The sequence below is a fragment of the Okibacterium sp. AC114 genome (assembly GCF_979253355.1).
Genome location: NZ_CEEDBR010000001.1, coordinates 132471 through 147607 on the forward strand (window position 1 = coordinate 132471; position 15137 = coordinate 147607).

At 68.8% G+C, this 15137-nt stretch carries 12 protein-coding genes; 2 read left to right on the plus strand and 10 right to left on the minus strand.

The features are described 5' to 3' along the window. Window positions 1–111: 111 nt before the first annotated feature. Complete coding sequence (locus ACZ6IE_RS00685) at window positions 112–1266, plus strand: lysostaphin resistance A-like protein (protein WP_464606250.1); 1155 nt, start codon at window positions 112–114, stop codon at window positions 1264–1266. Window positions 1267–1276: 10 nt separating this feature from the next. Here ACZ6IE_RS00685 and ACZ6IE_RS00690 read toward each other — a convergent pair whose 3' ends face one another. The 8 genes from ACZ6IE_RS00690 to ACZ6IE_RS00725 all read right to left on the minus strand — a co-directional run bounded on the left by ACZ6IE_RS00690 (window position 1277) and on the right by ACZ6IE_RS00725 (window position 11643). Further along, on the minus strand, window positions 1277–3847 hold the full coding sequence (locus tag ACZ6IE_RS00690; RefSeq protein ID WP_464606252.1) for a polynucleotide kinase-phosphatase: 2571 nt from the start codon (window positions 3845–3847) through the stop codon (window positions 1277–1279). Further along, window positions 3844–5295 (minus strand): 3' terminal RNA ribose 2'-O-methyltransferase Hen1, encoded by a 1452-nt coding sequence (locus ACZ6IE_RS00695; protein ID WP_464606254.1) that lies wholly within the window; start codon window positions 5293–5295, stop codon window positions 3844–3846. The genes ACZ6IE_RS00690 and ACZ6IE_RS00695 overlap by 4 nt, the downstream gene beginning before the upstream one ends. A 247-nt stretch (window positions 5296–5542) precedes the next feature. Next, window positions 5543–6796 (minus strand): four-carbon acid sugar kinase family protein, encoded by a 1254-nt coding sequence (locus ACZ6IE_RS00700; RefSeq protein WP_464606256.1) that lies wholly within the window; start codon window positions 6794–6796, stop codon window positions 5543–5545. Window positions 6797–6943: 147 nt separating this feature from the next. After that, window positions 6944–8278 (minus strand): MFS transporter, encoded by a 1335-nt coding sequence (locus tag ACZ6IE_RS00705; RefSeq protein ID WP_464606258.1) that lies wholly within the window; start codon window positions 8276–8278, stop codon window positions 6944–6946. A 67-nt stretch (window positions 8279–8345) separates the two neighbouring features. Further along, the gene (locus ACZ6IE_RS00710) at window positions 8346–9089 is read right to left on the minus strand and encodes a FadR/GntR family transcriptional regulator (protein WP_079726476.1); all 744 of its coding nucleotides are present in this window, start codon (window positions 9087–9089) and stop codon (window positions 8346–8348) included. Window positions 9090–9165: 76 nt separating this feature from the next. Next, on the minus strand, window positions 9166–10530 hold the full coding sequence (locus ACZ6IE_RS00715; protein WP_464606261.1) for an NAD(P)H-dependent oxidoreductase: 1365 nt from the start codon (window positions 10528–10530) through the stop codon (window positions 9166–9168). Window positions 10531–10657: 127 nt separating this feature from the next. Beyond that, window positions 10658–11131, minus strand: a complete 474-nt coding sequence (locus ACZ6IE_RS00720; RefSeq protein WP_464606263.1) for a hypothetical protein — start codon at window positions 11129–11131, stop codon at window positions 10658–10660. After that, a complete protein-coding gene (locus tag ACZ6IE_RS00725; RefSeq protein ID WP_464606264.1) occupies window positions 11128–11643 on the minus strand; it encodes a tetratricopeptide repeat protein in 516 nt (171 codons plus the stop codon). The genes ACZ6IE_RS00720 and ACZ6IE_RS00725 overlap by 4 nt, the downstream gene beginning before the upstream one ends. 79 nt (window positions 11644–11722) lie before the next feature. Between ACZ6IE_RS00725 and ACZ6IE_RS00730 the strand changes: the two genes are divergently transcribed. Further along, the gene (locus ACZ6IE_RS00730; protein WP_464606266.1) at window positions 11723–12391 is read left to right on the plus strand and encodes an SDR family NAD(P)-dependent oxidoreductase; all 669 of its coding nucleotides are present in this window, start codon (window positions 11723–11725) and stop codon (window positions 12389–12391) included. 115 nt (window positions 12392–12506) lie between these two features. Here the strand turns inward: ACZ6IE_RS00730 and ACZ6IE_RS00735 are convergent, their stop codons facing one another. Together ACZ6IE_RS00735 and ACZ6IE_RS00740 are read right to left on the minus strand one after the other, a co-directional pair. After that, entirely contained in the window at window positions 12507–13739 is a 1233-nt protein-coding gene (locus ACZ6IE_RS00735) for an enolase C-terminal domain-like protein (RefSeq protein ID WP_464606268.1), read from the minus strand. Further along, complete coding sequence (locus ACZ6IE_RS00740; RefSeq protein ID WP_464606270.1) at window positions 13736–15079, minus strand: MFS transporter; 1344 nt, start codon at window positions 15077–15079, stop codon at window positions 13736–13738. The genes ACZ6IE_RS00735 and ACZ6IE_RS00740 overlap by 4 nt, the downstream gene beginning before the upstream one ends. Window positions 15080–15137: the final 58 nt, after the last annotated feature.

The following is a 15137-nucleotide window of genomic DNA, read 5'->3' on the forward strand; positions in this document are numbered from 1 at the left end:
CCTTCCCCCTCGCGTCCCGTCCCTCCCTCGTCGGAGGAACGAGCGTCACCGTCCGTCGATGTCCGACGCGAGGGGGAGGCCCGGCAATCCGGCCGTCCCTAGGCTGGACGTATGACGAACCACACGCCGAACAACGGATGGGTAGAAACGGCCCCGCGACCCGTCGTGACGCACGACCAGGGCTTACGGGTGAAGCCCCAATGGTGGCGCGGAACGCTCGCGATCGTCGCCCTCGTCGTCCTCTTCTTCGTGCTGTCGACCATCCTGAGCCTCGCCGGCGTGTTCTTCGACGTCGCCACCGGTCAGTACACGTTCGACGAGTGGGCCGAGAACCCGCTGCGCCTGACGCCCGCCGTCATGCTCGCCAACAACCTGGCGCTCGGGGCCATGTGGCCCGTGTCGATGCTGCTGCAGTGGCTGCTGTTCGGCGTGCGGCCGGGCAACCTGTCGTCGGTGACGGGTCGCTTCCGGTGGCGCTGGATGGGGCGGCTCGCGCTCGTCATCGTGCCCGTCTGGCTCATCTACGTGGCCATCTCGTTCATCGGAACGCCGCCCGACGAGCTGCAGTTCACCGCCACCACCATCTCGATGCTCGTCATCGTGCTGCTCACCACGCCGCTGCAGTCGGCGGGCGAAGAATACGGTGCCCGCGGCCTCATTCAGCGATCGGTGGGGTCGTGGTTCGGGCATCCCACGGCGGCGTTCGTGTCGGCAACGTTCATCTCGTCGTTCGTGTTCATGCTGGCGCACGCGGCGTCCGACCCGTGGCTGCTGGCCTACTACTTCGTCTTCGGCGTGTCGATGGCACTGGCAGCGCGCGGCACCGGCGGGCTCGAAGCCCCCGTGCTCATCCACGCCACCAACAACGTGCTGCTCTTCATCCCCACCGCCCTGCTCGACCAGACCGACCAGGTCTTCGAACGCGAGGCGGGCGTCGCCGATGCCTGGATGCTGATTCCCATGGCCATCGTGCTCGCCGCGGGTCTCTTCAGCATCTGGTGGGGCCGCCGTTACGGCCTCGTCACGCGCGCGCCGTTGCCCCACTCCTCCTACGAGAAGCGCCCGCAGGCGCCGCAGTACCCGCAGCCGTTGCAGCCCTGGCCGCTTCCGCAGCAGACTTCGCAGCCGGGATATGAGCAGTCGTCGCCGCCCTGGCCGCCGCAGCCGAACGCTTCGCAGGCTGGATCTCCGGCATACCCCCAGGCCGGTCAGCAGCAGTCAGAACCGCCCTTCCCGCAGGGGCCCGAGCAGCCGCCGCGGGTCTAACCGCGCCCTCTTACAGGCGCGGGTCGATGGGCTCCGATTCCATGGCGAGCACACCGAAGACGGCCTGGTGCACGCGCCAGGTGGGTTCGCCGGCGACGAAGCGCTCGATGGCCTCGACGCCCAGCGCGTACTCGCGCAGCGCCATGGAACGTTTGTGGCCGATGTCGCGGTCGCGCAGCCGGGTGAGGTTGCGGGGTTCGGTGTAGTCGGGGCCGTAGATAATGCGCAGGTATTCGCGGCCGCGCACCTTGATGCCCGGCTGCGCGAGTGACTTCGTGCCGCGCGTGAGCCCCGCGAGCGGTTTCACGACCATGCCCTCGCCGCCCGCGCCCGTCAGCTCCTCCCACCAGCGCGTCGCCGCATCCTCCGAAGCGGGGTCGGTGAGGTCGACCGACACCGAGCGGGTGGCGCGGATGAAGGCGGGGTCGGCGTCGACGAGTCGCCGCGCGATGTCGAGGTGCCACGCGTGTTCGCGGCCCAGGTGGCTGGCGCCTTCGGATGCGAGCAGCTGGAACGGCGCCAACTGCACGCCCTCGAGACCCCGCGACGGTGCGGCATAACGACGGTAGGCGTCGACGTAGGCCGAAGCATCCTCGGATCGGCGGCGGGTGCGGTCGAGCAGGTCGCCGACGTCGATGCCGGCCGAGGCCGCGCGCTCGAGCACCGACACCGCGGCGGGCAGCGAGGCCGTTGCGGCAGCCCCCACCGACGCGTACTGCTCGCGGATGATGGGGCCCGCCTTGAGTGACCAGGGCAGCAACTCGGCGTCGAACAGCATCCATGAGGTGTCGAGCTCGTCCCACAGGCCGGCTGCGGAGACGGCCGCGTCGAGCCGCGTGAGGAATGCGTCGGTCACGGCCTCGTCGAAGAAGGGCCGCCCGGTGCGCGTGTGCACCACGCCCCGCCATCCGTCGGGCGCGTCGAACCGGCCGGGGTCGCGCGTCAGCAGCACGACGGCGCGCGAACCCATGTGCTTCTCCTCGCAGATCACCTGGCCGAGCCCCTCGCGGCGGTAGGCCTCGAACGCTTCGGCGGGGTGTTCGAGCAGGTCGTCGCGCTTCGACGTGGCCGGCGGGCTCATGGTCGGCGGCAGATAGACGAGGTGCCGGGGGTCGGTCGCGAAACGGCTCATAACCTCGAGGGCACCGGCCGCGGCATCCTCGCGAATGCCGACCTTGCCGAACACGCGCGTCTCGACGATCTGTTTGCCGAGCACGTCGTCGATGCGCAGCAGGCCCGGGTCACGCTCGTCGACGGACGCCTGGGCGGCACGTCCGAGCGGAGCGGCCGGTTCATACCAAACCTGCTCGGCGGGCACGTCGACGACCTCGCGTTCGGGCCACCGCAGCGCGCTGAGCTTGCCGCCGAACACGCAGCCCGTGTCGAGGCACATGGTGTTGTTCACCCATTCGGCCTCGAGCGTGGGCACGTGGCCATAGAGCACGGTGGCGTCGCCGCGGTACTCGTTGGCCCAGGGCAGGCGCACGGGCAGGCCGTATTCGTCGGTCTCGCCCGTGGTGTCGCCATAGAGCGCGAAGGAGCGCACGCGCCCGGAGGCCCGACCCTGGTATTTCTCGATCAGCCCGGCGTGGGCCACGACGAGCGCGCCGTCGTCGAGCACCAGGTGGGAGACCAGTTCGCGGCAGAAGCGTTCGACCTCGGCGCGGAATTCGTCGGTCTCCCCGGCCAGTTGTGAGAGCGTCTCGGCGAGCCCGTGGCTGGTCTGCACCTTCTTGCCCTGCAGGGCGCGCACCAGTTTGGCCTCGTGGTTTCCGGGCACGGCGAGGGCGTGTCCCGCGCCCACCATGCCCATCGCCAGGCGCAGCACGCCGGGGGCATCGGGTCCGCGGTCGACGAGGTCGCCGAGGAAGATCACGCGTCGGCCCTCGGGGTGCACGGCGTCGACGGGTCGGCCCTCGGCGTCGCGCACGAGCTCGTAGCCGAGTTGTGCGAGCAAGGTCTCGAGCTCGGAGCGGCAGCCGTGCACATCGCCGATGGCGTCGAAGGGCCCGCGTTCCTCGCGCCGGTCGTTGAGCAGGGGCTCGCGCACGAACCGCGCCTCGGCCACCTCCTCCTCGCTCGACAGCAGGTGCACCTTGCGGAACCCCTCCTTGCCGAGGTGTTTCAGCGACCGCCGCAGCTGGTCGTGCTGCCGCTTGATCACGGAAGCGCCGAACGTGCGGTCGGTGCGCTGGGCGTTGCGTTCGACGCACACGCTCTCGGGGATGTCGAGCACGATCGCCACGGGCAGCACATCGTGTTCGCGGGCGAGCTCCACGAGCGACCGCCGTGACTCGGGTTGCACGTTGGTTGCATCGATCACGGTGAGCAGGCCCTTGCGCAGCCGCTGGCCGGCCACGTGCTTGAGCGCCTCGAAGGCCGCCGCGGTGGCCGACTGGTCGTTCTCGTCGTTAGAGACGAGGCCGCGGAAGAAGTCGCTCGACAGGGTCTCGAAGCGGCCGAAATGTTTCGCGGCGAACGTCGACTTGCCCGAGCCGCTGGGGCCGACGAGCAGCACGAGCGACATGTCGGGCAGCGCCAGCGGCGGCCTCTCGGCGTGCGATTCGGTGTGCTGGCTCATCGCTGGCCGCCCTTTCGGAAGAGTGCGAGCTGGGTGGGGGACCCGAGGGCCGCATCGACGTCGCCGACCGTGCGAAATTCGACCGTGTAGCCGAACCGTTCGCACACGCTCGCGGCCCACGCCTCGAACTCGGCCCGGCTCCACTCGAACCGGTGGTCGGTGTGCCGGAACTCGCCCGCGGGCAGCGACGGGTACAACGCGTTGTAGTCGCTGTTCGGTGTGGTCACGATGACGGCGGCGGGGGCGGCGGCCCCGAAAACGGATGCTTCGAGCGCACCGTGGCGTGCGGCATCCACGTGTTCGATGACCTCCATGAGAACGATCGCGTCGAGCCCCGCGAGCCGGGAATCCTGGTAGGTCACCGACGACTGCAGCAGCTGGATGCGGTCGCGCACCCGGTCGCTGGCCTCGCGCAGGTTCAGGCGACGGGCCGCCTCCTCGAGCGCGCGCGCCGACACGTCGGTGCCGATGACGTGCGAGAACGCGGGCTCGGCCATGAGGTGCACGAGCAGTGCGCCCGGGCCGCTGCCCACGTCGGCGACGCTGTGGGCGCGGACATCCGAGAGTGCCTGCAGGACGGCCGCGGCGCGCAGGCGGGCGAGCGAGGGGGAACGTTCTTGAACGGCTCGCGCGCGGCCGTCGGCCGCAACATCTCCGGCCGCAACATCTCCCGCTGCGCCATCCGAGCTTGCTGACGCATCCGTGGCGCTCGCGTCGCCGTCGAGCAACGCCTCGGCGTCCCCGACCATGCCGCGCTGATGCGCCAGGTAGCGCCGCGTGATGAGGTCGCGCTCGGGGTGCTCGGCCAGCCATCCCTCACCGGCCCGCATCAGCTTGCCGATCTCGTCGTCGGACACCCAGTAGTGTTTGGCGTCGTCGAGCACGGGCAGCAGCACATAGAGGTGCCTCAGGGCATCCGACAACCGGATGTCGCCCGTCAACGTGAGGTCGACGTAGCGCGAATCGCCCCACTCGGGATGCTCGGAGTCGAGCTCGATCGGGCGCGCATCGACCTGCCAGCCGAGCGGCTCGAAGAGCTGCCGGACGAGGTCGGCGCCACCGCGGGCCGAGACGGCGGCGACAGTCACGGTGAGGGGCAGGGTGCCGGCGGCCAGCTCGGGGAACGCATCGCTGCGGCCACCCATCGCGGTGCGGAACACCTGTCCGATGGCCACGGCGACCATCGACGATGAGGCATACGGTCGGTCGTTCACGTACTGCGCGAGGGTCGAGGCATCGCCGCCGCGGAAGCGTTTGTCGCGCACCAGGCCGACGGGGTCGACCTCGAGCATCATCGCCACGGTGCAGCGCTCGTCGCTCGCCTCCGGGTAGAACACGTGCGCCTGCCCGACCGACAGGTCGAACACCTGCGCCTTGCCCGGATGCTTGCGCAAAAGGTGGCTCAGGTTCGAAGCCTCCGGCGCGGTCGACGTCAACGTCACGAGCACAGTGTCCCTCTTCCCCTCGACAACACTCCCCTCACCGTAACAACCCGCCCGCCGCGCCCGCGCCGCGCCCACCCCGCGCGGCACCCCCACTCCGGGAGTCGCGCCGCCTTAGCAAGGCGCGGCGGCCCGAGATGCGCGGTGGCGCGGGCATCGTCGAACGCTACACTTCAGCTGTGATTCCCCAGGACCAGCACGCGTCCCGTGCTCCTGAGCAGCCGCTTCTTTGCAGTCGACCGGCGGCGACGGTTCAGGGCGTGATTCGAAGGGCCGCCAGAACGTCGACCAGCGTGTCGGGGTCGCCGACGTTGCCGGGCACGACGACGTAGAGCAGCTCCCGGCCGTCGTGGGCATTCAACCGCCACACGGAGACACCGGGCAAGATCTGCCCGAGCACGTAGGCCGAGGAGGCGCCGATTCCGGTGCGGGCGACCTCGGCCGAGGTAATGCCTCCCTTCGCTACGACGGCGGATACGTCGGGCAGCAGCGTGCGGACCGCCGTCGTGAGCGCCGTCATGACCCGTTCGCCGTGTTCGAGCGTGTTGTGGACGCCCGACCGCACCCGTTCGCTCGTCACGACGGCGAGCTTGTGATCGGCGAGCCCCGGCCGCGCCCGTTCGGCCGCATCGAGCCCGGCCAGCGCGGCAGCGGCCAGAGCCTGCTCGGTGTCGACGACGGCCGCCTCGCCGAAGGCGGCCACCACCGGGGCCAACTGCTTGGCCGCTCCCACGGTGTGTGAACCGCAGACGAGCAGCGTGGCGACGGGGGTGTCGACGAGGGGGCTGGGCAGCAGTCCGGCGCTGGCCACCCCGGCGAGTTCGGCGGCGAGGGGCGCTGCCGAGCGGATGACGAGACTCACGCCCGCATCGATGGCCGTGTCGACGGCCGCCGCGATCATCCGGATGTCGTCGGCATCCACGGCGTCCGGCACGACGACCGCGCCGGGGGCGGCGCTCGTCAAAACGTCTGCTAGAGCTCCCGCGCGGACGACGTCGAGCGCGACCGGGATGCCGCGCCGGCCCGACTTCTCGGCTACGTACTGGGAGAGGTCGCTGCTCGCGAACGGGAAGACGGGGTCTTCGGCGTACTCGGTCTGGTGAGCCGGAACGTCGTGCCCGTCGACCCGCACGTAGTGCACGCCACCGTGGGTGGTCCGCCCGCCGTCGGGGAACGCGGGCACGAACAGCAGCACGCCGCCGGCGTCCTCATCGAGGAACACCTCCGATTCGGCGAACACGTGACCGCGCAGCGTCGAGTCCCCCCGGAGCACGAATCTCACCGGCTCGCCGAGCGCGGCACCGGCCGCTTCGCCGTCTGCGCGAATCCGGCGGGCGAGGGTCACCGCGGCCGCCTCGTCGAGCGCTCGGCTGTTGGTCTGCACGTAGACGCTGTCTTCGTGCCGAAGCGCGTCGGTCAGGAGGGCGGCGTCACTCTCGAGGAGCACGGTGACGCCGGTCGCCGACTGCGTGCCGGTCGGGTCGTCGTCGAGAACGATTGTCTTCATCAGGTCGCTTTCCTTGCAATCGGCGAGCGGCATTCGCCTGTCGCCGGCCTCGTGTGCGGGCCGTCGACGTGAGCCGCCGGGTGAATCGGTGGGGTGGAACGGTGCAGGGCGCGGGTCCCCGTGCGCCCTGCACCGGGTCGGCAGGGGTTATTCGCCGGCGATCACGCGGTCGGCGGCTGCCCGTTCGGCGGGGCCCCAGGTTTCACGGGTGAGGAGCGCTCCGATTAAACCGAGGAGGCCGCATCCGAGATAGACCCAGGCGACGCCCTGCCAGCCGAGAGGAACGGCGACGGCCGTGGCGATGAGCGGGATGAAGCCCGAGATGGCCGCCGAGAACTGGTAGCCGATGGATGCGCCGGAGGAGCGCGTGTTGGTGGAGAACAGTTCAGAGAACCAGGCGCCCTGGGTGCCGGCCAGTGAATCGTGGATGATCGACATCGCGACGATGTAGACGAAGACGATCAGGTAGGGCAGCCCCGTGTTGACGAGCAGGAACATGGGGAACGCGAAGGCCATCAGCAGCACGGAGCCCGCGATGTAGACGGGCCGTCGGCCGATGCGGTCGGTGAGGCGCCCGAACAGGATCGTGGTCACGAGCCCGATGGCCGCGGCGATGATGAGGCCGGACAGCGCCGTGGACCGTTCGGCGATCGGCTGATCACCGGTCGTCAGATAGGACAGCATGTAGGTGACGATCACGTAGAAGCCACCCGACTCGGCGAGGCGCAGCGAGATGACGCGCAGAATCGTGCGCCAGTCCCGCTTGAAGACCTCTTTGATGGGGTTCTTCACGACGAGGCCGGCGGTCTTGGTGTCGGTGAACTCCGGCGATTCCGAGACCTTGTAGCGGATGATGAGGCCCGCGACGATCAGCACCGACGACAGCAGGAACGGCAGACGCCAGGCGAGTTCGCTGTCGAGCGTGCTCGACCACAGGAACACGAGGTTGGCGAGCAGCAGGCCGAGCGGCACGCCGGCTTGAGGGATGGCGGTGTAGCGACCGCGTTTCTTCCAGGGGGCGTGCTCGAAGGTCATGAGAATGGCGCCGCCCCACTCCGCTCCGAAGGCGATGCCCTGGATGACGCGGATGAGCGTGAGCAGGATGGGGGCCAAAATGCCGACCTGCTGGTAGGTCGGCAGCACGCCGATGAGCACCGTCGAGATGCCCATGAGCAGCAGGGCCCCGACGAGGACGGGTTTGCGGCCGATCTTGTCGCCCAGGTATCCGCCGATCACGCCGCCGAGGGGGCGCATCGCGAACCCGATGCCGAAGGTGGCGAAGCCGAGCAGCACGCCCACGACGGGGTCTTCGGCGTGGAAGAACACGGTGTTGAAGTAGAGCGCGGCGGCGGTGCCGTAGGCGAGGAAGTCGTAGTTCTCGATCGTCGTGCCGACGGCGCTGCCGATGGCCGTGCGCAACTTGTCGGGTGACCCGTGTTCCGCGCGGCGCGCGAGGTCGGGGGCGGGGCTGGTGGTGGTCATCGCGTGGTCCTTATCTCCGTTGATAATCGGACGGGGCGGCGCCCCGGCCGTCGCGGGAGACCGCCCGTCACTCGATGGGCGTCGTCCCGCGTGCCTTCGTCGTCTTGTAGAAATCGTTGATGTGGGTGTTCACCCGTTGGGAGGCCAGCAACCCGTCGCGTTCGATGATCGCGGCCAGGATGTCTCGGTGCTCGGCTCGCACGATGGTGGCCGTTGCCCGCCAGTCGGCGAGTTCGGCATACCGGTCGACCATCTGTTGGTGGATGGCGGTGCGCAGCGAGCTCATGAAGTGGGCGGTGAGCGCGTTACCCGTCGATTCGGCGATCCTCACGTGGAATGCGGCATCCAGTCGGTTGAATTCGGCCGAGTCGATGCCGAGGTCGTCCATCCTGTCGAGGATCTTGGCGAGCTCCCGATGGTCGTCGTCGTTCGCCCGGGCCGCCGCTTCGCGCACACTCCACTCTTCGAGCGTCAGCCGGGTCTCGACCACGTCGTTCGAGCTGAAATGCGCGAGGGCGATCTGCAGCTTGAGCAGGTTGACGAGGCCGTCGCCGGGCGTCTGGACGAGGGCTGCGCCACCATCCGGGCCGCCGCCGCGACGGATCTCGACCACGCCGAGGGCCTCGAGAACCCGCAGCGACTCTCGCAGCGACGGGCGGGACACCCCGAGCAGGGCGGCGAAGTCCCGCTCGCTGGGGAGATGGTCTCCCGCTTTGAGCCGTCCATCGAGTATGCGCTGCTCGATCTGGGCCATCACCTGTTCGTAGGTGCGGAGTCGCTGCACCGGCTCCCACTGCTCGGTCGATGCCATTGTCGAACTCCTCAGGTCCCCCCAGCGCGGCTGATCCCGCGGTGATGATGTCCATCGTAGTTCTCGCGGTGAATGGTTAGACCAACGCGGCGGTGTGCTCGGCGCGGAACTCGTTTTCGAGTTGGCGACGGATCTGCACGGCGAACTGCGACTCGTCGAGCTGGACGTCGTCCCACGAGACCGTCTGGTCCTTCGGCACATCGCGGATGAGCTTGGCGCCGTGCGCGAGGCCCAGGGGCAGCGCATTCCGGCCCAGGGAGATGTGGGCGGGCGCGAGCTTGCCGAACACCGTGTAGCCGCCCTCGCCGTCGAGCGTTTCGCCGGCCTTCAGCGCGCGCTTCGCGGTGGTGACCACGTCGCCGCGGAACCCGGTCGGGGCGCCCGTCGCCTCGCCGCGCAGCACGGCCGCGGCGATCGACACATTCAGCTCGAGGCCGATCATGTGGTACGGCCGGTAGAGCGAGCCATACCGCCCGGTCTCGTCGGTGTGCACGCCGTATTCCTGGAAGCACTGCACCGCGTAGTCGGTCGTCGCCTCGAACGTGACGTAGACGCCCCAGCGCAGGTTGTCGGGAACCTCGGTGCCGTCGCGATACATGCTCGATGCGATCTCGACCGTTCCGCGACGCGTCAGGCTTCCGCCCCGGTGGGTGTTCTCGCGGAACACGGTGGGCAGGTCGTCCTTGCTCGCGGCCGGGAAGAGCAGGCCCTCGTCTTGAGGGATGAGCCCGGTTCCGTTGGCGACGGCCGCCATCTCGATCGCCGACTTCGTGCCGTCGAGGAACGAGTTGAACATCTTCGGGTTGTAGTCGCCGCTCTCGAGCTGCTCGGCACTGAACCCGTAGTAGTCCCAGACGGTGTCGGGCGTCGAGTAGTTGTACTCGGGCAGGTACTTCGTTCCCTTGCCGGCCGCGACGACGTCGAAACCGACGGTGCGGCACCAGTCGACGAGCTCGCAGATGAGCGCCGGCTGGTCGCCGTAGGCCATCGCATAGATGACACCGGCTGCCTGGGCGCGGCGCTGCAGGATGGGCCCGACCATGCAGTCGGCCTCGACGTTGACCATGATCACGTGCTTGCCGTGGTCGATGGCCGTGACGGCGTGATAGGTGCCGACGAGCGGGTTTCCGGTGATCTCGAGGATGACCTCGATGGCGTCTGATTTCAGCAGCGCGTCGGAGTTGTCGATGACGGCGGTGCCACCCGTGCGCAGCGCCTCGTCGATGGATGCCGCGGCGTAACGCTCTTGCGGCCAGCCCGTGCGAGCGAGTGCCGCCTTCGCTTTGGTCGGGTCGATGTCGGCGACTCCGACGACGTGGATGTTGTCGCTCCCGACGGCCTGAGTGAGGAACATCGAAGAGAACTTACCGGCGCCGATGACGCCGACTCGAATGGGGCCGGCTTCGGCCGTGCGCTTCTGCATCAAGCTGAACAGATTCATGGGCTACTCCTTCGTAGTGGGACGCGGTCTCGGCTAGATGGTCAGACCAATGACGTCTCGCAACAAAGTAACTGATGGTCTGACCATCTGTCAATAACTTCGAGATCGGGCTTAGAGACCGAAGCTGTCAGAACGGTTCGTAGTTGGTGCGGCGCCCCCAGCGGCGCCAGAACGGCAGCGGGATGAGCGCGGGGAGGCATCCGGCGTATCCGGTTTCGTGCGTTGACGTTCCGTTGGCGAACGTGACGTCGACCCGGGATCGTCCGAGTGCGCGCGTCTCCGAGATGCGTCCTGCAATGACGGCTTCGACGATGCGTTTCGCGAGCGCGATGTCCGCGTCGGTGTAGCCGAGTTCGAAGTGGCCGCCGAGATCGCCGACCTCGACGTGAAGAAATTGCTCGACGGCGATGCTGAATGTTCGGCTCGCCGGATTGTGGGGCGTCACCGTGATTTCGGTGATGGAAGCGGTCACGAAGTCTTCGCGACTGAAGGTGGCCGAGTCGCCCGCGCAGAGGCGCGCGTAGCCCTCCAGCTCGGCGAGCACCCGCAGTTCGGCTTCGTCGGCGCCGTTGTGTTGCCCGGGTGCAGTCGGCTCACTCACGTGTGTGTGCCGCCGGCATCGAGGGAGGCGAGGTAGTCGGCGTTGCCGCGCAGGGCGGGTTTGTAGCGTTCGAGCTCGTCGGCGTGCACGTGGTCGGCGAGGAGTGTCAGCAGGCTGCCGAGGGCCGTGCTCGGGCGGCCGGCGGCGTGGAGCGTGAGCGCCTCGAAGGCGCCGAGGGCGACCGAGTCGGGGAACTCATCGCGGGCTCGCGCGAAGACGTCGAGGGACTCGTCGAGCCGCCCGAGGTTGCGCAGGGTGCTGCCGTATTGCAGATAACAGCGGCGGCGGATGCCTCCCGACAGCCCGGCGGCCATGGCGCGTTCATAGAACCCGACGGCGGTTTCTTCCTCGCCCGCCGTGTCATAGGCGCCGCCGACCTCGTAGAGCACGCGAGGCTCCGAGGGGTGCGCTTCGTAGATCGGCAGGAGCGCCGCGATCGTGGGCCCCATGTCGTCGCGGTTGCGCGCGGCGAAGATGCGGTCCAATTCGGCGTCGAGGTCGGAAGGCGTCATGTATTCATCCTGGCAGGGGCAGCCCGGGCGGCGCCGCAAGCCCCCTGCGAGATCCGGTGATCGGTGCTGGGATGAGGGCATGACTACTCTTGCTATCGTCGGGGCCGGCCGTGGCCTCGGTGCCGCCGTCGCCCGCCGTTTCGCCCGCGAAGGTTTCGCCGTCGCCCTCATCTCGCGCAACCGCGAACATGTGGATGCCCTCGCATCCGACCTGGCCGCAGAAGGCATCAGCGCCGCCGGTTTCGTCGCCAACGTGCGCGAGCCCGCCAGCATCGCGGCCGCCCTCGAAGCCGCGACCGAGAAGCTCGGACCCATCGAGGTGCTGCAGTACAGCCCGCTGCCGCAGAAGGACTTCATGCGCCCGGTGCTCGAGACGACGCCCGCCGACCTCGTCGGACCCGTGGAGTTCTCGATCTTCGGGCCCGTCGCCGCGGTGCACCAGGTCGTGCCGGGGATGCGGTTCCTGGGTGGCGGAAGCATCCTGTTCGTCAACGGCGGCACGGCCGTGAAACCGGTCGGGCGGCTCGCGGGCACCTCCATCGCGTTTGCGGGACAGAGCGCCTTCGCGACGATGCTGCACGACGAACTCGCGGGTGACGACATCCATGTCGCGCAGCTCATCATCCCGGGGTCGATCGACGAGAACCACCCGCAGAAGAACCCGGCGGCGCTCGCCGACCTGCTCTGGAACATGCACCAGGAACGCGGCGAGTTCCGCACCTACGCCACCGAGCTCGACGCCGACTGACGCGCTGGCCGCGACGGCGACTCACTACGTCACGCCCGCTTTCGCGGTGGGCCAACTGCTGGGCTGGCGCCTACCTCGCTGCGAGGCGAGCGTCAGCCCAGCGCGCCGGCGAGCGTCACTCCATGACGTAGGCCTGCGCGGTCGCGCGCGACAGGTCGAGTTCCATGCCGATGCCGGGTTCGTCGTTCGGCGTCAGCAGCCCGCGCACGGGTGTGACGGGGTTGCGCAGGAACAGCTGGTGCACGGCGTTCCACTTGATCAGGTCTTCCTGCATGGGCGTGGATGACGGCGACTGCGCCAGCGAGAAGTGCAATGTGGCGGCGGCCGAATGCCCGTGCGGGATGACCATGACGTCGTGCGCGCTCGCGGCCGCAGCGATCTTGAGCGTCTCGCTCAGGCCTCCGCACCAGTAGATGTCGGGTTGCAGAACGTCGACCGCTCCGGCATCCAGGAATCGTTGGACGCCCCAGCGCGTGTACTCGTGCTCACCGCCGGCGATGGGGATGTCGAGCCGATCGCGCAGCCGCGCATAACCGTCGATGCGGTCGGGCATGAGCGGTTCTTCGAGCCACCGCGGTTGGTAGGGCGCGATGCGGCGGGCCAGCTCGGCCGTGTAGGTCGGGTCGAAGGACTGCCAGCAGTCGAACATGAGGTCGTAGTCGGGTCCGACGGCTTCGCGCAGCGTGCGGACCAGTTGCACGTTGGCGCGCATCCCCTCGTAGCCGCTCGACGGGCCGTTGGCGAAGAACCACTTCTGGGCCACGTAACCGGCGTCGCGATAGGCGGTGGCGCGCGCGGCGACCAGGTCGGGGTCGCTCACCGAGAAGCCCAGCATCGAGGCATAAGCCGGGATGGATGGCCGGGTGGGGCCGCCCAGCAGTCGGTAGACGGGCTGATCCATCCACTTTCCGCGCAGGTCCCACAGGGCGGCGTCGACGGCCGAGATGGCGAGCATCGTCTGGCCCTGACGGCCGTGCACCTGCGTGCGGTGCATGACATCCCACAGCTTCTCGCCCGCGATGCCGTCGGCGCCGACGAGGAGCGGGCGCAGGTCGGAGGCGATGATCTGCGCGATGCCCGCCGTGATGGGGCCGCCGCGGCCGACCACCCCGGCGCGCGTCGTGATCTCGACGAAGTACGTCTGCACCGCGAACCCGTCGGGGCCCTGCTCGCCGCCCTCCGCGTAGTGCGCGTCGCGGATCTCGGGGTAGATGTGGGCCGGGCGCACCAGCCAGTCCTCCCAGAGGTCACCCTCGGTCGGCAGCGTTCCCGCGAGGCTCAGGATTCGGACGGATGCGATCGTGGTGTCGGTGGGCGTCTCGGCGGGCGTCTCGGCGTGGTCGGTCATCGGAGCTCCTTCGAGGGGCGGAACGCGGTTCCGCTGGCCTGGGCGATGCCGCCGGCCTGCTTCGCCGCGAGGCGGATGGCGAACGTGAGGGCGACGGCCGCGAGCACGCCCATGAGCGCCAGCCACAGCAGGCCGCCCTGGAACGTTCCGGTCGTCTCTTTGATGGCGCCGATGACGGCCGGGTTGACCACACTCGAGATGTTGCCGAAGGCGTTGATGAACGCGATGCTTCCGGCCGCGGCGGCGCCACCGAGCAGTGCGGTCGGCACGCCCCAGTGGGCGGGCAGCACGCCGAAGACGCCGATCGCGGCGATGCACAGCGCCACGAACTGGATGATGGGGGTGGGGGCCAGAGCGGCACCCACGAGCCCGACGACCGCGATGCCGAGCGCGAGGTAGACGGCATCCGATCGACGCTTGGCCCGGTCGGCGTAACGGCCGAGCAGGATCATGCCGAGCAGCCCGAAGGCGTAAGGCACGGCGGCGACGAACGTGGTGCCCGTGTTGTCGAGGCCGAGCGGTCCGAGAATCTGGGGCAGGAACGTGCTGATGGCGCCGTTGAGGTTGGTGAGGCCGTAGTAGGCCAGGGCGAAGACGAGGATGCGGGGGTTCAGCAGCATCCGAAGAATGCTCTGGTGCTTCTTCTCGCCGGGGGCTTCGGCGCGCTCACGCTCGAGGGTGGTCGTGAGCCAGCTGCGTTCGGAGTCGTTGAGGAACTTCGCCGTTTCGAGGCTCTTGGGCAGCATGAAGAAGAGCATGAACGCGATGACGACGGCGGGCAGGCCCTCGATGATGAACAGCCACTGCCAGCCGTGCAGGCCCAGGATGCCGTCCATGTGCAGCAGCAGGCCCGAGAGGGGTGTGCCGATGACGAGCGCGATGGGGATGCCCATGGTGAAGATGGCCATCATGCGCCCGCGGTATTCGCGCGGGAACCACTGCGTGAGCAGGAAGATGACGCCCGGGAAGAAACCCGCCTCGGCGGCACCGAGGAACGCGCGCATGACGAGGAAGCTCGTGCCATCCCAGACGATGGCGTGCAGCGCCGAGAAGATGCCCCACGTGACCATGATGCGGGCGAGCCAGACGCGCGCGCTGAAGCGGGCAAGTGCCAGGTTGGAGGGGATTTCGAGCAGCACGTAGGGGATGAAGAAGACGCCGGCGGCCAGGCCGAAGATGGCGGGTGTGATGCCCAGGTCGGCGTTCATCGTGAGGGCCGCGACGCCGATGTTGGCGCGGTCGATGATGGCGATGAAATATCCGGCCACGAGCAGCGGCATGACGCGCCAGGCGAGTTTGCGGATGACCGCTTTTTCTTGGGTGGGGGTCGTAATGGCCACGTGTCCTCCTTTGGACGTTGCTTGCCGACACGTTACCGGAAACGTTTCCGTTAAGTCG

Bases quoted from the DNA above. Each gene is read 5' to 3' on its own strand.
- ACZ6IE_RS00710 (WP_079726476.1), bottom strand. From the start codon at position 9,089: ATGGCATCGACCGAGCAGTGGGAGCCGGTGCAGCGACTCCGCACCTAC.
- ACZ6IE_RS00690 (WP_464606252.1), bottom strand. From the start codon at position 3,847: ATGAGCCAGCACACCGAATCGCACGCCGAGAGGCCGCCGCTGGCGCTG.
- ACZ6IE_RS00685 (WP_464606250.1), top strand. From the start codon at position 112: ATGACGAACCACACGCCGAACAACGGATGGGTAGAAACGGCCCCGCGA.
- ACZ6IE_RS00725 (WP_464606264.1), bottom strand. From the start codon at position 11,643: ATGACGCCTTCCGACCTCGACGCCGAATTGGACCGCATCTTCGCCGCG.
- ACZ6IE_RS00735 (WP_464606268.1), bottom strand. From the start codon at position 13,739: ATGACCGACCACGCCGAGACGCCCGCCGAGACGCCCACCGACACCACG.
- ACZ6IE_RS00715 (WP_464606261.1), bottom strand. From the start codon at position 10,530: ATGAATCTGTTCAGCTTGATGCAGAAGCGCACGGCCGAAGCCGGCCCC.
- ACZ6IE_RS00705 (WP_464606258.1), bottom strand. From the start codon at position 8,278: ATGACCACCACCAGCCCCGCCCCCGACCTCGCGCGCCGCGCGGAACAC.
- ACZ6IE_RS00730 (WP_464606266.1), top strand. From the start codon at position 11,723: ATGACTACTCTTGCTATCGTCGGGGCCGGCCGTGGCCTCGGTGCCGCC.
- ACZ6IE_RS00700 (WP_464606256.1), bottom strand. From the start codon at position 6,796: ATGAAGACAATCGTTCTCGACGACGACCCGACCGGCACGCAGTCGGCG.